This window comes from Streptomyces sp. NPDC093097 (genome assembly GCF_044754325.1).
GTDB lineage: Bacteria > Actinomycetota > Actinomycetes > Streptomycetales > Streptomycetaceae > Streptomyces.
In genome coordinates this window covers 20,687-35,478 of the sequence record NZ_JBIVOW010000022.1, presented here as the reverse complement: position 1 = coordinate 35,478, position 14,792 = coordinate 20,687, and the positions used below count along the sequence as shown (strand labels likewise).

The 14,792-nt window shown below is 73.4% G+C and carries 12 protein-coding genes; 6 read left to right on the top strand and 6 right to left on the bottom strand.

The features are described from left to right. Positions 1–68 precede the first annotated feature (68 nt). The 3 genes from cobT to ACIQE0_RS30340 all read right to left on the bottom strand — a co-directional run bounded on the left by cobT (position 69) and on the right by ACIQE0_RS30340 (position 3,196). A complete protein-coding gene (gene cobT, locus ACIQE0_RS30350; RefSeq protein WP_402338276.1) occupies positions 69–1,115 on the bottom strand; it encodes a nicotinate-nucleotide--dimethylbenzimidazole phosphoribosyltransferase in 1,047 nt (348 codons plus the stop codon). A 102-nt stretch (positions 1,116–1,217) separates the two neighbouring features. After that, positions 1,218–1,901 carry a class I SAM-dependent methyltransferase gene (locus ACIQE0_RS30345; protein WP_402338273.1) on the bottom strand — a complete coding sequence of 228 codons (684 nt, stop codon included), beginning with the start codon at positions 1,899–1,901 and terminating at the stop codon, positions 1,218–1,220. Between the two features lie 62 nt (positions 1,902–1,963). Next, positions 1,964–3,196, bottom strand: a complete 1,233-nt coding sequence (locus ACIQE0_RS30340; RefSeq protein ID WP_402338270.1) for a bifunctional adenosylcobinamide kinase/adenosylcobinamide-phosphate guanylyltransferase — start codon at positions 3,194–3,196, stop codon at positions 1,964–1,966. A gap of 297 nt (positions 3,197–3,493) precedes the next feature. Between ACIQE0_RS30340 and ACIQE0_RS30335 the strand changes: the two genes are divergently transcribed. Continuing rightward, entirely contained in the window at positions 3,494–3,706 is a 213-nt protein-coding gene (locus ACIQE0_RS30335; protein ID WP_366331882.1) for a hypothetical protein, read from the top strand. Positions 3,707–3,776: 70 nt separating this feature from the next. On the opposite strand, the gene ACIQE0_RS30330 is transcribed toward ACIQE0_RS30335, so the two are convergent. Then, a complete protein-coding gene (locus ACIQE0_RS30330) occupies positions 3,777–4,373 on the bottom strand; it encodes a DUF3043 domain-containing protein (RefSeq protein ID WP_366331881.1) in 597 nt (198 codons plus the stop codon). Between the two features lie 310 nt (positions 4,374–4,683). Between ACIQE0_RS30330 and ACIQE0_RS30325 the strand changes: the two genes are divergently transcribed. From ACIQE0_RS30325 to ACIQE0_RS30305, 5 genes are all read left to right on the top strand, one after another. Then, positions 4,684–5,466 (top strand): PspA/IM30 family protein, encoded by a 783-nt coding sequence (locus ACIQE0_RS30325; RefSeq protein WP_366331989.1) that lies wholly within the window; start codon positions 4,684–4,686, stop codon positions 5,464–5,466. Between the two features lie 80 nt (positions 5,467–5,546). Continuing rightward, a complete protein-coding gene (locus ACIQE0_RS30320; protein WP_366331880.1) occupies positions 5,547–5,825 on the top strand; it encodes a hypothetical protein in 279 nt (92 codons plus the stop codon). An 81-nt stretch (positions 5,826–5,906) separates the two neighbouring features. After that, positions 5,907–7,235 (top strand): sensor histidine kinase, encoded by a 1,329-nt coding sequence (locus ACIQE0_RS30315; protein WP_402338266.1) that lies wholly within the window; start codon positions 5,907–5,909, stop codon positions 7,233–7,235. Beyond that, entirely contained in the window at positions 7,232–7,918 is a 687-nt protein-coding gene (locus ACIQE0_RS30310; protein WP_402338263.1) for a response regulator, read from the top strand. The genes ACIQE0_RS30315 and ACIQE0_RS30310 overlap by 4 nt, the downstream gene beginning before the upstream one ends. 237 nt (positions 7,919–8,155) lie before the next feature. Continuing rightward, positions 8,156–11,329 carry an efflux RND transporter permease subunit gene (locus ACIQE0_RS30305; protein WP_402338261.1) on the top strand — a complete coding sequence of 1,058 codons (3,174 nt, stop codon included), beginning with the start codon at positions 8,156–8,158 and terminating at the stop codon, positions 11,327–11,329. A gap of 99 nt (positions 11,330–11,428) precedes the next feature. Here the strand turns inward: ACIQE0_RS30305 and ACIQE0_RS30300 are convergent, their stop codons facing one another. Continuing rightward, a complete protein-coding gene (locus ACIQE0_RS30300; protein ID WP_402338258.1) occupies positions 11,429–12,346 on the bottom strand; it encodes an MBL fold metallo-hydrolase in 918 nt (305 codons plus the stop codon). A 240-nt stretch (positions 12,347–12,586) separates the two neighbouring features. Beyond that, positions 12,587–14,728 (bottom strand): tetratricopeptide repeat protein, encoded by a 2,142-nt coding sequence (locus ACIQE0_RS30295; RefSeq protein ID WP_402338255.1) that lies wholly within the window; start codon positions 14,726–14,728, stop codon positions 12,587–12,589. Positions 14,729–14,792: the final 64 nt, after the last annotated feature.

Genomic DNA, 14,792 nt, shown 5'->3' with positions numbered 1-14,792 from the left:
ACGGGGGAGCCGTCGCCGGGCCGGTCGGTGCGGTCGCGGACGGGTGGCGCGGGGCGCGCCCGGCAGGATCAGTCGCGCACCGGAAGCTCCGCCGCCAGGGCGGCCGCCGCCCGCACCAGCGGGAGGGCCAGCAGCGCCCCGGTCCCCTCGCCCGCTGTGACGCCGTGATCGAGCAGAGGGTTGAGCGCGATCCGGTCGAGCGCCTTGGCCTGCGCCGGCTCCCCGCTCGCCTGCCCGGCCACCCACCAGTCCGGCGCCCGGAACGCCACCCGCTGCGCCACCAGCGCGCAGGCCGCGGAGACCACGCCGTCCAGGATCACCGGGGTGCGGCGCACCGCGCTCTGCAGCAGGAAGCCGGTGGCCGCGGTCAGGTCCGCGCCGCCGATGGTCCCCAGCAGCTCCAACTGGTCGCCCAGGACCGGCCGGGCCCGGCGCAGCGCGTCCCGGATCGCCGCGCACTTGCGCATCCAGGCCAGGTCGTCGATGGGCCGGCCGCCGCGCCCGGTGACGACCGAGGCGTCCGTCCCGCACAGCGCGGCGATCAGGGTGCCCGCCGCGGTGGTGCCGCCCACGCTCAGATCGCCCAGGACGACCAGGTCGGTGCCGGCGTCCGCCTCCTCGTCCGCGAGCGCCGTCCCGGCCCGGAACGCCGCCTCGGCCTCCTCGGCGGTCAGCGCGTCCTCGACGTCGATCCGCCCCGATCCGCGCCGTACGCGATGCCGGGTGACCTCCGCCGGCAGCTCTTCCGGGTCGCAGTCCACCGCCATGTCCACCACCCGCACCGGCACCCCGGCGCTGCGCGCCAGCACCGCCACCGGGCTCGCCCCGTCCAGGACGGCCCGCACCAGGTCCTTGGTCCCGCCGGCCGGCCGGGCCGAGACGCCCAGCCGCGCGATCCCGTGGTCGCCCGCGAACAGCAGCACCTTGGGCTGCTCGACCGGCCGCACCGGCACCTGCTGCTGGACGGCGGCCAGCCACCCGCCCAGGTCGTCCAGCCGGCCCAGGGCGCCGGGCGGCACGGACGTCCGGGCCCGCCGCTCCTCGGCGGCACGGCGCGCGTCGCCGTCGGGGCGCTCGATCAGTTGGGCGAAGTCATCGAGGTTCAGGGCGCTCATTGGGCGCAGATTACCGGCAACGGCGCACCGGTGTGACGTGCGCCGGGGCCGGTGCCGCGGGTGCCGCCGGGGCCGGTGCGCGCCGCGGCCGCCGACGGACCGTCACCGGGCGCCCCGCGCCGCGAACCGCACCACGCAGACCACCAGCCGCGGCGCCCACCGAGGCCGGCCACCGGACCGGCCCTCCGCGACCAGGGGGAGGGTGTGCACCGCGGCGACGGCCGGGTGGAGCCGGGCCGGGTATGCCATCGCCGCGGCCCACCGGGGCAGCGCGTCCACCACCAGCGCGCCGCCGGGGAAGCGCGCCGCGCAGACCGCCAGCAGGTCCCGCAGCACGCCCGCGACGGGCCCCGCGGGCGCCCCGGGCAGCGCCACCACGACCCCGCGTTCCACCGCGCCCACCAGGGCCGGCCAGTCGGCGCCGGCGCCGGTGCGGCCGACGGTGTGCCGCCGCGGTGCGTCCGGCAGCACCATCCGGCGGGCCGCGGCGTCCGCCGCCGGCAGCACCGACAGCCAGGTCAGCCGCCCGTTGTCGAGCCGCTGGAAGGAGGTCCCGAGCCCCTCGCCGAGCACCACCACGGTGGCGTCCGGACGGCGCCGCAGATAGCCGCGGACGGCCGCCTCGGCGGTGGCGCTCAGCTCACCGGGGCCGCCGGGCCGGCCGCCGCCGGGGCCGGCCGCACCGTACGGACGGGAGAGGACGGCCCGGAAGGGGAGGAGCGGTGCGTGCAGCCGGACGGCGCGCGTCAGGGCGGTATGTCCGTCATGTCGGGAAGGTTCGGTCACCTGCCCAGCGCACCCGTTGCCGGGCCCGGGGGCAAGCGGACACGGGCCGCGCCGGGCCGCCGTCAGCCGCGCAGCGCAAGCGCCTGGCCCGCGACCACCAGCAGCAGCTGCTCGCACTCCGCGCCGAACGCGGCGTTCAGCCGCCCGAGTTCGTCCCGGAAGCGACGGCCCGCCGGGGTCGCCGGGACCACCCCCGAACCGACCTCGTTGCTCACCGCCACCACCCGCCGCCGGGTCTCCCGCACGGCCGCCACCAGCGCCTCGCAGCGCTCCCGCAGTGCCCGCCGGCCGCCCGCCTCCCAGGCCGCGTCGTCCCACGCCCCGGCCTCGTCCATGGCATGCGTCAGCCACAGCGCCAGGCAGTCGATCAGCAGCGGCGGCGCGGTCCCGGGCTCCGCCAGCAGCGGCACCAGGTCGCAGGTCTCGGTGGTCCGCCAGCCCGCCGGGCGCCGCTCGCGGTGCAGCGCCACCCGCAGCGCCCAGTCCTCGTCGCCCTCCCGGGTGCCGCCGGTGGCCACGTATTCCACCTCGGGGAACGCCAGCAGCCGCCGCTCGGCCTCCACCGACTTCCCGCTGCGCGCCCCGCCCAGCACCAGCGTCCGGCGCGGCAGATCGGGCACCGCGTGGTACTCGCCGACCACCAGGGAGGTGCCGTCCGGCACCGCGCGGGCGCCCAGCGCCGCGAGCCGGCGGTGGAGTTCGGGCCCGGGCGGAACCGTGTGGTCCAGGTGCACCGCGACCACGTCGGTCGCCGCGTCCACCGCGCCGCTCGCCCGCAGCCGGGCCAGCGCCTCCGGCCGCGCCAGGACGTCCAGCAGCACCAGGTCGTAGGGGCTCGGGCCGCCCGCGGCCGGGGAGGTGCTGTCGGCCTCGCCCAGTCCGGCCGGTGCCGCGCCCGGCGGCAGGTACAGCAGCCGGGCGCCGTCGCCGCCGGTGACCTCGTAGCCGGTCCCCGGGACGTCCACCGCGACCGCCCGCACCCGGTGCCCGTCCAGCAGCGCCAGTTCCCGGCCGTCGGCGACCCGGGCCGGCTGCGGCAGCCCCGCCGGCACCTCCAGCGCCGGCCCGTCGTGCGGATGCGAGAGCAGCACCTGACGCACCCCGGTCAGCGACCGGCCCGCACGGGCCGCCGCGAACGCCGGTCCCGGGGTCAGGTCGAGCAGGAGCGCGCCGTCGACGAGCAGGGCGGTCGCCGCCCGCGCCTCGTCGCCGACGGCGGTCGCACAGGCGGCGCACGGGCAGTCGGGGCGCGGCAGCCCCAGCGGGGCCCCGGTGCCGAGGAGAGTCAGGTCCACGCGGGTAAGTCTCTCGTGTCCGGCTGGCGTCAGCGCGCGGGACGCCTCCGGGCGCCGCCGCCGTCCCTCCGGAGCGCACCGGCGCGCCGTCGCCGCGTCACCGGAAGGACGCCCGGAGCGCGTCAGCGCCCCTGCCGGGCACCGCCGTTGGGCCTCCGCGGCGGGCAAGGGTGCCTCTCGACACGGCCGTTAGGCTTCCGATCAAGTGGGGAAGCACGATCAGCAGGCACGGCGCGGGGCGGGGTGTCCGGCCCGCGCGGTGGGATCGGCGACCCGGTGGGATTCCAGGAGGCGCACATGGCGTGGACGTGGCGGTTCGAGAAGACGGACGGTTCGGAGGCGGTGCCCACCGTGGAACCGGAGGAGTTCACGACCCAGGGGGACGCCGAGTCCTGGATCGGGGAGCAGTGGCGCAATCTCCTCGACGGCGGCGTCGACCAGGTCCGGCTGTTCGAGGACGGCGACGAGGTCTACGCGGGGCCGATGAGCCTGCACGCCGACGAGGAGTGAGCGGGGTGGGGGCCGGCATCGCCGGCCCCCGTGTCCGACCGCTGGGGAAGGTGCGGCAAGGTCCGCTGGATCAGGGCCGCTGGCCGCGCTTGACCTGCGGCTTGGGCAGCCGCAGTCGACGCATCTGGAGCGTGCGCATGATCGCGTAGGCGCGGGCGCCCTTGGCGTTCTCCTTGGGGAAGCGCTCCTGGAGCAGCTTGCCCAGCCGCACCCAGATCACCGCCGAGTCCAGGACGATCAGCACGATGATCACCAGCCACAGCAGCAGCGCGATGCTCTGGATCTGCGGCACCCGGATCATCGTCAGCACCAGGATGACCACGGCCATCGGCAGGAAGAACTCCGCCACGCACCATCGGGCGTCGACGTAGTCACGGGCGAATCGGCGCACCGGGCCCTTGTCGCGCACCGGCAGGAAGCGCTCATCGCCGTTGGCGAGGGCCTCGCGCTGGCGGGCCATGTCGGCGCGACGGGCCTCCCGCTGCGCCTTCATGGCGTCCTTGCGGTTGGCCGGTGTCTGCGCGCGCGTACGGCGCTGCGACTGGGAGTCGCTGCGCTTGGGCGTCGGGCGGCCCTTGGGGGCCTGCGGATCGCGGGGCTGCTGGGGCTGGGACGCGGTCACCTTGGCGGCCGCGGCCCGCTCATCCTTCGAACGGCTTCGGAACACAACACCCAAGAGTACGTGGTCGCCGGGAATGAGCCATGGGCCGACGGGGAACGATCCGGCAACGGCACCGGCTTTCCCGCAGGGGCACATGCGGACAGACCGGGCGGTGCGGCGGCGTTCCGGGGCCGCTCTACTCCCTGGGCTGGAGAAGTCGGGTGGCCCGATCGTCCTGGAGGAGGAGCACATCCGGGCCCGAACAGTGCGGTAATGGAACCAGGGCCCGTACTGTGGGGTCTGTAGATGTGCTGGAGCCTAAGCCCGATGCAAGTCGGTCAGAAGGGGGCGCGCGAGGCCCATGAGCGATGGTGTCATGAAGCGGATGGGGATGATCTTCCGCGCGAAGGCCAACAAGGCCCTTGACCGGGCTGAAGACCCGCGCGAGACCCTCGACTACTCGTACCAGAAGCAGCTCGAACTGCTGCAGAAGGTACGCCGCGGAGTCGCCGACGTGGCGACCTCCCGCAAGCGCCTGGAGCTGCAGCTCAACCAGCTCCAGGGCCAGTCCGCCAAGCTGGAGGACCAGGGCCGCAAGGCGCTGGCGCTCGGCCGCGAGGACTTGGCCCGCGAGGCGCTGACCCGGCGCAGCGCGCTGCAGCAGCAGGTCACCGACCTGGAGACGCAGCACCAGACGTTGCAGGGTGAGGAGGAGAAGCTCACGCTCGCCGCGCAGCGGCTCCAGGCCAAGGTCGACGCCTTCCGTACGAAGAAGGAGACGATCAAGGCCACGTACACGGCTGCCCAGGCGCAGACCCGGATCGGCGAGGCGTTCTCCGGCATCTCCGAGGAGATGGGCGACGTCGGTCTGGCGATCCAGCGGGCGGAGGACCGCACCGCGCAGCTCCAGGCCCGGGCCGGTGCCATCGACGAGCTGATGGCCTCCGGCGCGCTGGACGACCCGTCCGGCATGGCCAAGGACGACATCACCGCCGAGCTGGACCGGCTCTCCGGCGGCACCGACGTCGAGCTGGAGCTCCAGCGGATGAAGGCCGAGCTGGCCGGGCCGTCCGCCCAGCAGCAGGCCATCGAGGGCGGCCAGGGCGGCGCCGCCCAGCAGGCCCCGCAGCAGCAGCACCCGCGTCTCGACAAGCAGTGACCGACGGCGGCGGACCGCGCCCCTCCGGGAGCGGTCCACCGCCGCCGCGATCCCGCCCGACCGGAACAAGGGAGACCGTCGTGATCGTACGGATCATGGGGGAGGGCCAGGTGAAGTTGGACGACGCCCACTTCATCGAGCTCAACAAGCTGGACGACGAACTGCTCGCCGAGATGGAGAGCGGTGACGAGGCCGGGTTCCGGCGCACCCTCGGCGCCCTGCTGGACTCGGTCCGCCGCCTGGGCACCCCGCTGCCCGACGACGCCCTGGAACCCTCCGAGCTGATCCTTCCCGGGCCGGACGCCGGTCTGGAGGAGGTCCGGGAGATGCTCAGCGACGACGGTCTGATCCCCGGCTGACGGGCCGGTGCCCCTGCTCACCCAGCGCATTCCGGCAACGCCCCGGCCCCACCAGGGACCGGGGCGTTACCGTTGCTTCCCGTGACCCTCCCGAGCCCGAGCCCCCGCCCCGCGCGCCGCGACACCGTCCCGGACGCGACCCGGGTCGCCCGGCTCCGGCAGTGGCACCTGACGCATCCGCTCACCTTCGACGCCGCCGTCGCCGCGGTGGCCTTCGTGGCGATCGTGTGCGGCGCGACGACCGGGCCGCACGGCGTGCACGGCTCGCACCTGCCCCGTTTCGGCGGCCGCGAGCTCACCGCCGCCACCGTGGTGCTGGCCGTCCTCGCCTGCGGCGCGCTGGTGCTGCGCCGCCGACTGCCCCGTACGGTGCTGGCCGCGACCGGCGTGCTGACCATCGTCGAACTGGTCCTCCAGTCCGACGACCCGCGCGCCCCGGTGGCCGGTGCGTCGGTGATCGCCCTGTTCACCGTGGCCTCCCGCACCGACCGGCCCACCACCTGGCGGATCGGCGCCCTCACCTGCGTCGTCCTGACCGCCGCGGCGATGTTCTTCGGGCACCGCGCCTGGTACGCCCCGGAGAACCTCGCGATCTTCGCCTGGACCGGGATGGCCGCGGCCGCCGGCGACGCCGTCCGCAGCCGCCGGGCCTACATCGACGCCATCCGCGAGCGCGCCGAACGCGCCGAGCGCACCCGCGAGGAGGAGGCCCGCCGCCGGGTCGCCGAGGAGCGGCTGCGCATCGCCCGCGAGCTGCACGACGTGGTCGCCCACCACATCGCGCTGGTCAACGTCCAGGCCGGGGTCGCCTCGCACGTCATGGACAACCGTCCCGACCAGGCCAAGCAGGCCCTGGCGCACGTCCGGGAGGCGTCCCGGTCGGCGCTGGAGGAGCTGCGCGCCACGGTCGGCCTGCTGCGCCAGTCCGACGACCCGAAGGCGCCCACCGAGCCGGCGCCCGGCCTCGGCGTCCTGGACCAGCTCATCGAGGGGTTCGTCCGGGCCGGTCTGCCGGTCGCCCTGGAGCTGCCGTCCGAGCCCCGGCCCGCGCTGCCCGCCTCGGTGGACCTGACCGCCTACCGGGTCGTCCAGGAGGCGCTGACCAACGTCCACAAGCACGCCGGCGACGGCGCCCGCGCCACGGTCCGGATCGCCCGCACCGACGCCGCGCTCACCGTGGCCGTCCTCGACGACGGCCGCGGCGCCGGGCCGGACGGGCCGGCGGAGGGGGCCGTGGCCGAGCCCGGCGGCGGCCATGGTCTGATCGGGATGCGCGAACGCGTCCAGGCGCTGCGCGGCACGGTCGTCACCGGCCCCCGCGCGGCCGGCGGCTTCCAGGTGCGGGTCACCCTGCCGCTGGGCGGCGCGCGCACCCAAGAGGACGACCTGAGGTGGGAGACGGCGCGATGACCGTGAAGGTGCTGTTGGCCGACGACCAGACGCTGCTGCGCAGCGCGTTCCGCATCCTGGTCGACTCCGAGCCGGACATGCGCGTGGTGGGCGAGGCGTCCGACGGGGCGCAGGCCTACGAACTGGCCCGCCGGGAGCGCCCCGACGTCGTCCTGATGGACATCCGGATGCCGGGCACCGACGGCCTGGCCGCCACCCGCATGATCAGCCAGGACCCGGAGCTGACCGACGTCAGGGTGGTCATCCTGACCACCTTCGAGGTCGACGACTACGTGGTGCAGGCCCTGCGGGCCGGCGCCAGCGGCTTCCTGGGCAAGGGCGCCGAGCCGGACGAACTGCTGCACGCGATCCGGATCGCGGCCGGCGGGGAGGCGCTGCTCTCACCGGCCGCGACCAAGGGCCTGATCGCCCGGTTCCTCGCCCAGGGCGAGGGGACGGACACCGCAGGGCCCGGCGGCCCGAAGGCCGAGCGGCTGACCACGCTCACCGGCCGGGAGCGCGAGGTGCTGGTGCTGGTGGCCGGCGGACTGTCCAACGACGAGATCGCCGAGCAGCTCGACGTCAGCCCGCTCACCGTCAAGACCCACGTCAACCGCGCGATGGCCAAGCTCGGCGCCCGCGACCGGGCCCAACTGGTCGTCCTCGCCTACGAGTCGGGACTGGTCCGCCCGCGGGCCGACTGACCGGCGCCCTTCGCTCCTACGCCCAGGGGTGCAGAGCGGGTGGAGGCTCCCGTACTGCGGACGCGGTACGGGCCGCGGCCGGAAACCGACCTGCGAGCGAGGAAAACCGGTCTGAGCGTGGCGGAGGGTGTAGGTGGGCCGGTGTCGGCCCTCCCGCCGGGCCCGGGCGCGGTCCCCACAGCCGTTCCCCGCCCTCGATCCCCGCTTTTCAAGAACAGAAGAGAGAGACCGCCACCCATGTCCTGGCTGTCCAGAATCAGCCTCGTACAACGGGGCCTGATAGCGCTGATGTCGATCGTCGCGATCGCCTTCGGCGCCCTCGCGATCCCGCAGCTCAAGCAGCAGCTCCTGCCCTCCATCGACCTGCCGATGGTCTCCGTGATCGCCCCGTACCAGGGCGCCTCGCCCGACGTCGTCGAGAAGCAGGTCGTCGAGCCGTTGGAGAACGGCCTCCAGGCGGTCAACGGCATCAAGAGCGTCACCTCGACGTCGAGCGAGGGCTCCGGCATCCTGATGGCGCAGTTCGACTACGGCAACGACTCCAAGCGCCTGGTCGCCGACGTCCAGCAGGCCGTCAACCGGGCCCGCGCGAAGCTGCCCAAGGACGTGGACCCGCAGGTGGTCTCCGGCGGCACCGACGACATGCCCGCCGTCGTCCTCGCCGTCTCCTCCACGACGAAGGACCAGCAGACCCTCGCCGACCAGCTCGACCGCACCGTCGTCCCGGACCTGAAGAACATCGACGGCGTCGCCCAGGTCAACGTCAGCGGCGTGCAGGACCGGATCGTCGCGGTCACCCCGGACGACGCCAAGCTGGCCGCGGCGGGCCTGAACTCCGCCGCGCTCGGCCAGGCGCTCCAGGCCGGCGGCACCTCCGTACCGGCCGGCGCCTTCTCCGAGGCCGGCCGCAGCAGGACCGTGCAGGTCGGCGCCGGCTTCACCTCCGTCGCGCAGATCAAGGACCTGATGGTCACCCCCGCGGCCGGCGCGATGGGCGGCGGCCAGGGCGGCAAGGCCGTCCGGCTCGGCGACCTCGCCACCGTCAAGGAGACCGCGGCCACCCCCACCTCGATCACCCGCACCGACGGCCGGCCCAGCCTCTCGGTCGCTGTGACCATGAACCAGGACGGCAGCGCGGTCGCCATCTCCGACGCCGTCAAGGGCAAGCTGGACGGCATCCACAAGGACCTGGGCGCCGGCTCCCGCGTCACCATCGCCTCCGACCAGGGCCCGCAGGTCTCCAAGTCGATCGAGTCGCTGACCACCGAGGGCCTGCTCGGCCTGGTCATGGCCGTGATCGTGATCCTGGTCTTCCTGCTGAGCCTGCGCTCGACCCTGGTCACCGCGGTCTCCATCCCGCTGTCCGTGGTCCTCACCCTGATCGTGCTGTGGACCGGTGACCTCTCCCTGAACATGCTCACCCTGGGCGGTCTGACCATCGCCATCGGCCGGGTCGTCGACGACTCGATCGTCGTCCTGGAGAACATCAAGCGGCACCTGGGCTACGGCGAGGAGCGCCGCGAGGCCATCCTCACCGCCGTCAAGGAGGTCTCCGGCGCGATCACCTCCTCGACCCTCACCACCGTCGCGGTCTTCCTCCCGATCGGCATCGTCGGCGGCATGGTCGGCGCCCTCTTCGGCTCCTTCTCGATCACCGTCACCGTCGCGCTGCTCTCCTCGCTGCTGGTCTCGCTGACCGTCGTCCCGGTGCTCTCGTACTGGTTCCTGCGCGCCCCGCAGCTCCCCGAGGGCACCGACGTCGAGGAACTGCGCCGCAGGGCCGAGGAGAAGGAGAGCCGCAGCGCGCTCCAGCGGCTCTACGTCCCGGTGCTGCGCTTCGCCACCCGCCGCCGCGCGGTCAGCCTGCTGATCGCCGTGGCCGTCCTGCTCGCCACCTTCGGCATGGCCCCGCTGCTCAAGACCACCTTCTTCGACCAGGGCCGGCAGGACACCCTCAGCATCAAGCAGGAGCTGACGCCCGGCACCAGCCTCAGCGCGGCCGACGCCCAGGCCAAGCGGGTGGAGAAGCTGCTCGCCGCCAACAAGGACGTGCAGGACTACCAGGTCACCATCGGCTCCTCCGGCATGATGGCGGCCTTCGGCGGCGGCTCCAGCGCCAACCAGGCCGGCTACCAGGTCAAGCTCAAGAACGCGGCCGACTCCGACAAGGTCACCGCGGACCTCCGCGCCGCCCTGGCCAAGCTCGGCCCGTCCGCCGGCACCACCTCCGTCAGCGCGGGCGGCGCCGGCTTCGGCAACCAGAACCTCAGCGTGCAGGTCAAGGCCGGCGACGCCGCCGTCCTGAAGCAGGCCAGCGAGCAGGTCCGCAAGGCCGTCGCCGGCCTGGACCACGTCACCGACGTCCAGAGCGACCTCTCGCAGAGCGTGCCGCGGATCTCCGTGACGCCCAACGACAAGGCCGCCGCGGCCGGTTACACCCAGGCCACGCTCGGCGCCGCCGTCGCCCAGGCGGTCAGCGGCACCCCCAGCGGCAAGGCCGTGCTGGACGACACCGAGCGCGACGTGGTGATCAAGTCGGCCCACCCGGCCACCACCGAGGCCGAGTTGAAGGACCTGCCGCTGCCGACCCCCTCCGGGATGGCCCGCCTCGGCGACCTCGCCACCGTCAAGACGGTGGCCGGCCCGGTCCAGATGACCCGGATCGACGGCGCCCGCTCGGCGACCGTCACCGCCAAGCCGACCGGCGACAACACCGGCGCGGTCTCCGCCGAGCTCCAGAGCGCGATCAGCGGGCTGAAGCTGCCGGCCGGCGCCACCGCCACCGTCGGCGGCGTCTCCCAGGACCAGTCGGACGCGTTCGGCAAGCTGGGTCTGGCCATGCTGGCGGCCATCGCGATCGTCTTCCTGCTGCTGGTGGGCACCTTCCGGTCCATCGTCCAGCCGCTGATCCTGCTGATCTCGATCCCGTTCGCGGCGACCGGCGCGATCGGCCTGCTGGTCGCCACCGGCACCCCGATGGGCGTCCCGGCCATGATCGGCATGCTGATGCTGATCGGCATCGTGGTCACCAACGCCATCGTGCTGATCGACCTGATCAACCAGTACCGGGCACAGGGCTACGGCGTCGTCGAAGCGGTCATCGAGGGCGGCCGGCACCGCCTCCGCCCGATCCTGATGACCGCCCTGGCCACGATCATGGCGCTGCTGCCGATGGCGCTGTCGATCACCGGCGACGGCGGCTTCATCTCCCAGCCGCTGGCCGTGGTCGTGATCGGCGGACTGATCACCTCCACCCTGCTCACCCTCCTCCTCGTCCCGACGCTCTACGCGATCATCGAGCTCCGCAAGGAGCGCCGGGCGCAGAAGAAGGCGGCCAAGCGGGCCGGGAAGGACGGCGGCCCCGCGACCCCCGCGGACGCCGACCGGACCCCGGAGCCGGCCGGGGTGTGACACCCGTCCACACCCTCTGATCCCGACGAGCCCCCGCGGCGCGCCCCGGCGCCCGCGGGGGCTCGCCGCATCACGACCCCGCCCCGCCCCCGCCCCCGCTCACCACCGCACCGCAGTGAAGTCCACCGGCCGCGGCTTGAGCGTCTGCGTCCGGGCCGTCAACTCCCGCATCCGCCGCCCCATTTCTGCCTCCGGCAGATGCCGGCGGTCCCCGTGCCCGGGCAGCAGCCAGGAGAAGCGCAGCCCGCCCGCGGTCCGCGCCAGCGACGCCGCCAGCTCCGTGATGGAGTACCAGGTGACGCTCTCCGCCACCTCGATGTCCCCGAGCTCCCGCGACCAGAAGAAGCTGTCCCCGCTGAAGCAGTACCGCTCGTCCGCGACATAGAGCACGCTGCCCAGCGTGTGGCCGGGCAGCGGATGCGCCACCACCCCCGGGGCGACCTCGGTGGGTTCGATGCCCCGCAGCACGCGGTCCGCGTCCGGCGCCGCCTCCAGATCCCCCTCGTGGATCCACAGCCGGGCCCCGAACCGGTCGGCGTAGCGCCGCCCGTGCGCGGCGTGGTCCCGGTGGGTGAGCAGCACATCGGTCACCGCCCCGTCCGCCAGGAACCGCACGGCCAGCTCCTCGCTGAACCGCGGGGTGTCCACCATCACCTGGGTCCCGCCCGGCCGCCGCAGCAGATACGCGTTGGCCCCGGCGGTCTGCCGCGCATTGTGCCCGCACAGGCTCACCGCGTCATCGAGCCGCAACGGGAACGGATCGAGCTCCGCCGCCACCCGCCCGCCCTTCCGCCGCACCGAACGCGTCGGACAGGCGAACGCCACCGCGTGCAACTGCCCTTCCTCCACCGCCCCCTGCGGCTGCCGGACCACCTCCGACCGCCCGTCGATCTCCTCGATCAGCCCCGGCGCGAGCTGCCGCGCCACATCGCAGTTGGTGCACCGGTCGTCCACGTACCAGTCGCCCGCACCGTCCCCCGCCGGCGGCGTCGAGCGGTCGTCCTCTGAGCTGCTCACGGTCCGTCTGCCTCCTCGGCCCCAGGGCCCCGCCGGGCCCGTCCGTGCTTCCCGTCCCTACGAGCCTCCCTCGCCCCGCCGGAAAAGCGGAAGAGGCGCCGGGGCTTGTTTCTGCTGGTCACTACCTCTCTCACGCGGCCTGCCACGAGGCCGACGGCCCGCCGCGAAACGCCCGGAAACGCGTCAGCCCGTCCCGATGGTGGGCCGGGACGGGCTGAACCGGGCGGGTGAGGAACCCCTTCAGGGCCGGCCACCCGCACGTTGACATCGATCCAGGAGTTCCTTGGCGTCGCATGTCCAAGGATGAGATGGGCCCAGCACCTTGGTTCGGCCCGCCACGAGTGCCTCGGCGTGCTCAACTGCCTCCGCATAGTGGCCCAGCGCTGCCAGAACAGCGCTCAACGTGTGCCGCGCGTTCAGCGCGATGGGGTAGTCCGGGCCGAAACGTCGGACGTACTCCGTGAAGGCCGTCCGGGCATGATGCAGCGCGTCCGTCGACCTCCCCATGTTCTGGAGGGCGAACGCATAGTTGAGTTCCGCTTGGAGGGTGATCGTGTGGGCTTCTCCCATTTCACGGCGGCAGTCCATAAGCAGGGCTGGTCCCGCCGCAATATCGTCCTGCCGGGTGGACATCTCCAAGAGGGAGGACCGCGCAAGGAGCGTCAGGGGATGTGTGGGCCCGAAGGCGCGAGTGCACCCCTTCACCGATCGCCGGATCAGCGAGACCCCGTCTTGCCGGCGGTCGAGGTTGATGAGGGGACTCGCCAGTTTGAGGCACGTTCCCAGCGTTTCCGGCGCTTCGGGGCCGAGTACCTCTTCACAGATGTCCAGCACCTGCTGGTACAGGACTTTGGACTCCTCGAACCGACCCAGACGGAACAGGGCCCGCCCCATGCGGTGTCGCAACCTGATGATCAAACAGTGCTGTTCGCCCAGCCTGGGAGTGAGTTTTTCCACGGCTTCGGTAGCCAGGGAGAGAGCCGAGGCGTAGTCGCCGGCCCGGTGGATCGCGGTGACAAGCCGGAGAGCGCATTCTGCCGCGGTCTCCACAATCGACTGGTCGGGTGCCCATTTCTCCAACCGCCGCAAAAGCGCGATCACATGGGGTGCGAGGAGCTTCGCGCCGAGTTCCTGCGCCCTGCGGTCCGGTACTTCCGGCAATGCGGCGAGAAGGAGGCGGGCGGCCTCGGCGGCGAACCGTTCGCGTTGTTCCGCGGGGATGGTCCGGGCCACGCTGTCGAGCAGGACGCCGTGCGTGCGAAGGCAGCGGATCGTCTGGGACACGATCTCGGTGAGGGAGTGATCGACGAGACCGCGCAAGGCTGATTCAACGCGAGAGGGAGGAAGTTCAGGCCCCAGATCGACGCCGAAGAGGATCGACAGCGGCAGCGGGTCCCCGGCCCAGCAGGCGAGGAGACGTAGGAGACCGCCGGCTTCGGGCATGCCCTGCGTGCTGAGGGCGTCGAGGGAGAGTTGCCACGTGCGGCTGATCAGTTGACGGTCCTCGTCGCCCACTGCCGCAGCGCCTTGGTCGATGAGTTCCACGGGATCCAGCCCGGCGCCGCCGAGCCGACGGCCGTAGTCGGCGAGGGTCCAGGGGCTGATGATCTGGTGAGCGAGGAATCCGCCGGCGAGGGTGAGCGCCAGGGGCAGCCGCCCGAGACGATCGGCGACCTCCGCGGCCTCCTCGACCGTTCCGGCGTGGGGTGCGAGGTCTCGCAGGACCAGGGCTGCTTCCTCGCGGGGAAGCACACCGAATTGGAGGAGTTCGGCACCGGGCCACCAGTGGGCCGCCGCTTGTCGGGTCGTGACGACGACGATGCCGGCTGGGCTGGTGCGCAGCCAACCGCCGTCACGGAGGATGGCGGGAGCATCAGCGTTGTCGATGATGAGCAGCCAGGGCCGATCGGAGTGGTCGAGGTAGTGCCAGACGAGGTCGGCGGCGGGACGTAATCCGCTACGCGCTCCCATCAGCTCGCCATCGGTGGCCCCGCGGTCGGCTGCGACGGCGAGCATGCCGGCGCGCAGGGAGGCGGGGTCGGAAGCGTTCACCCACAGACCGATACGGCCCGCGTGGTTCGTGGCGTGCTGAAAGAGGGCGTGCGCGACGGCGGTCTTGCCGCAGCCGCCGAGGCCGTGGAGAACGTAGACGCGGTTGCCGCCGCCCGGTTCGACGGCGGCGCGCAGCCGGTCCATTTCTGCGGCACGGTCGCGCAGGACCACGGGGACGCGACCGACGGCGGGCAGACGCACGGAATCGGGGCCCACCCAGTCGGGGGCATGGTGGTGGTGTTCGGTGATGTACTGGTCGCCGGAGGCTTGGTAGACACGGCCCTGGCCGTCGGCCCGGGCGTCGTTGCTGCCGCTCGTCTGCGGGTCCATGAGCCTGCCCTCCCGTTGGACGCCGTTTGATGGACCCAGGCTAGCCAGCCGGCCACGCGGTCGC

Coding starts and splice junctions, on each gene's coding strand:
- ACIQE0_RS30295 (WP_402338255.1), bottom strand. CDS start 14,728: ATGGACCCGCAGACGAGCGGCAGCAACGACGCCCGGGCCGACGGCCAG.
- ACIQE0_RS30305 (WP_402338261.1), top strand. CDS start 8,156: ATGTCCTGGCTGTCCAGAATCAGCCTCGTACAACGGGGCCTGATAGCG.
- ACIQE0_RS30335 (WP_366331882.1), top strand. CDS start 3,494: ATGGCGTGGACGTGGCGGTTCGAGAAGACGGACGGTTCGGAGGCGGTG.
- cobT (WP_402338276.1), bottom strand. CDS start 1,115: ATGAGCGCCCTGAACCTCGATGACTTCGCCCAACTGATCGAGCGCCCC.
- ACIQE0_RS30310 (WP_402338263.1), top strand. CDS start 7,232: ATGACCGTGAAGGTGCTGTTGGCCGACGACCAGACGCTGCTGCGCAGC.
- ACIQE0_RS30325 (WP_366331989.1), top strand. CDS start 4,684: ATGAAGCGGATGGGGATGATCTTCCGCGCGAAGGCCAACAAGGCCCTT.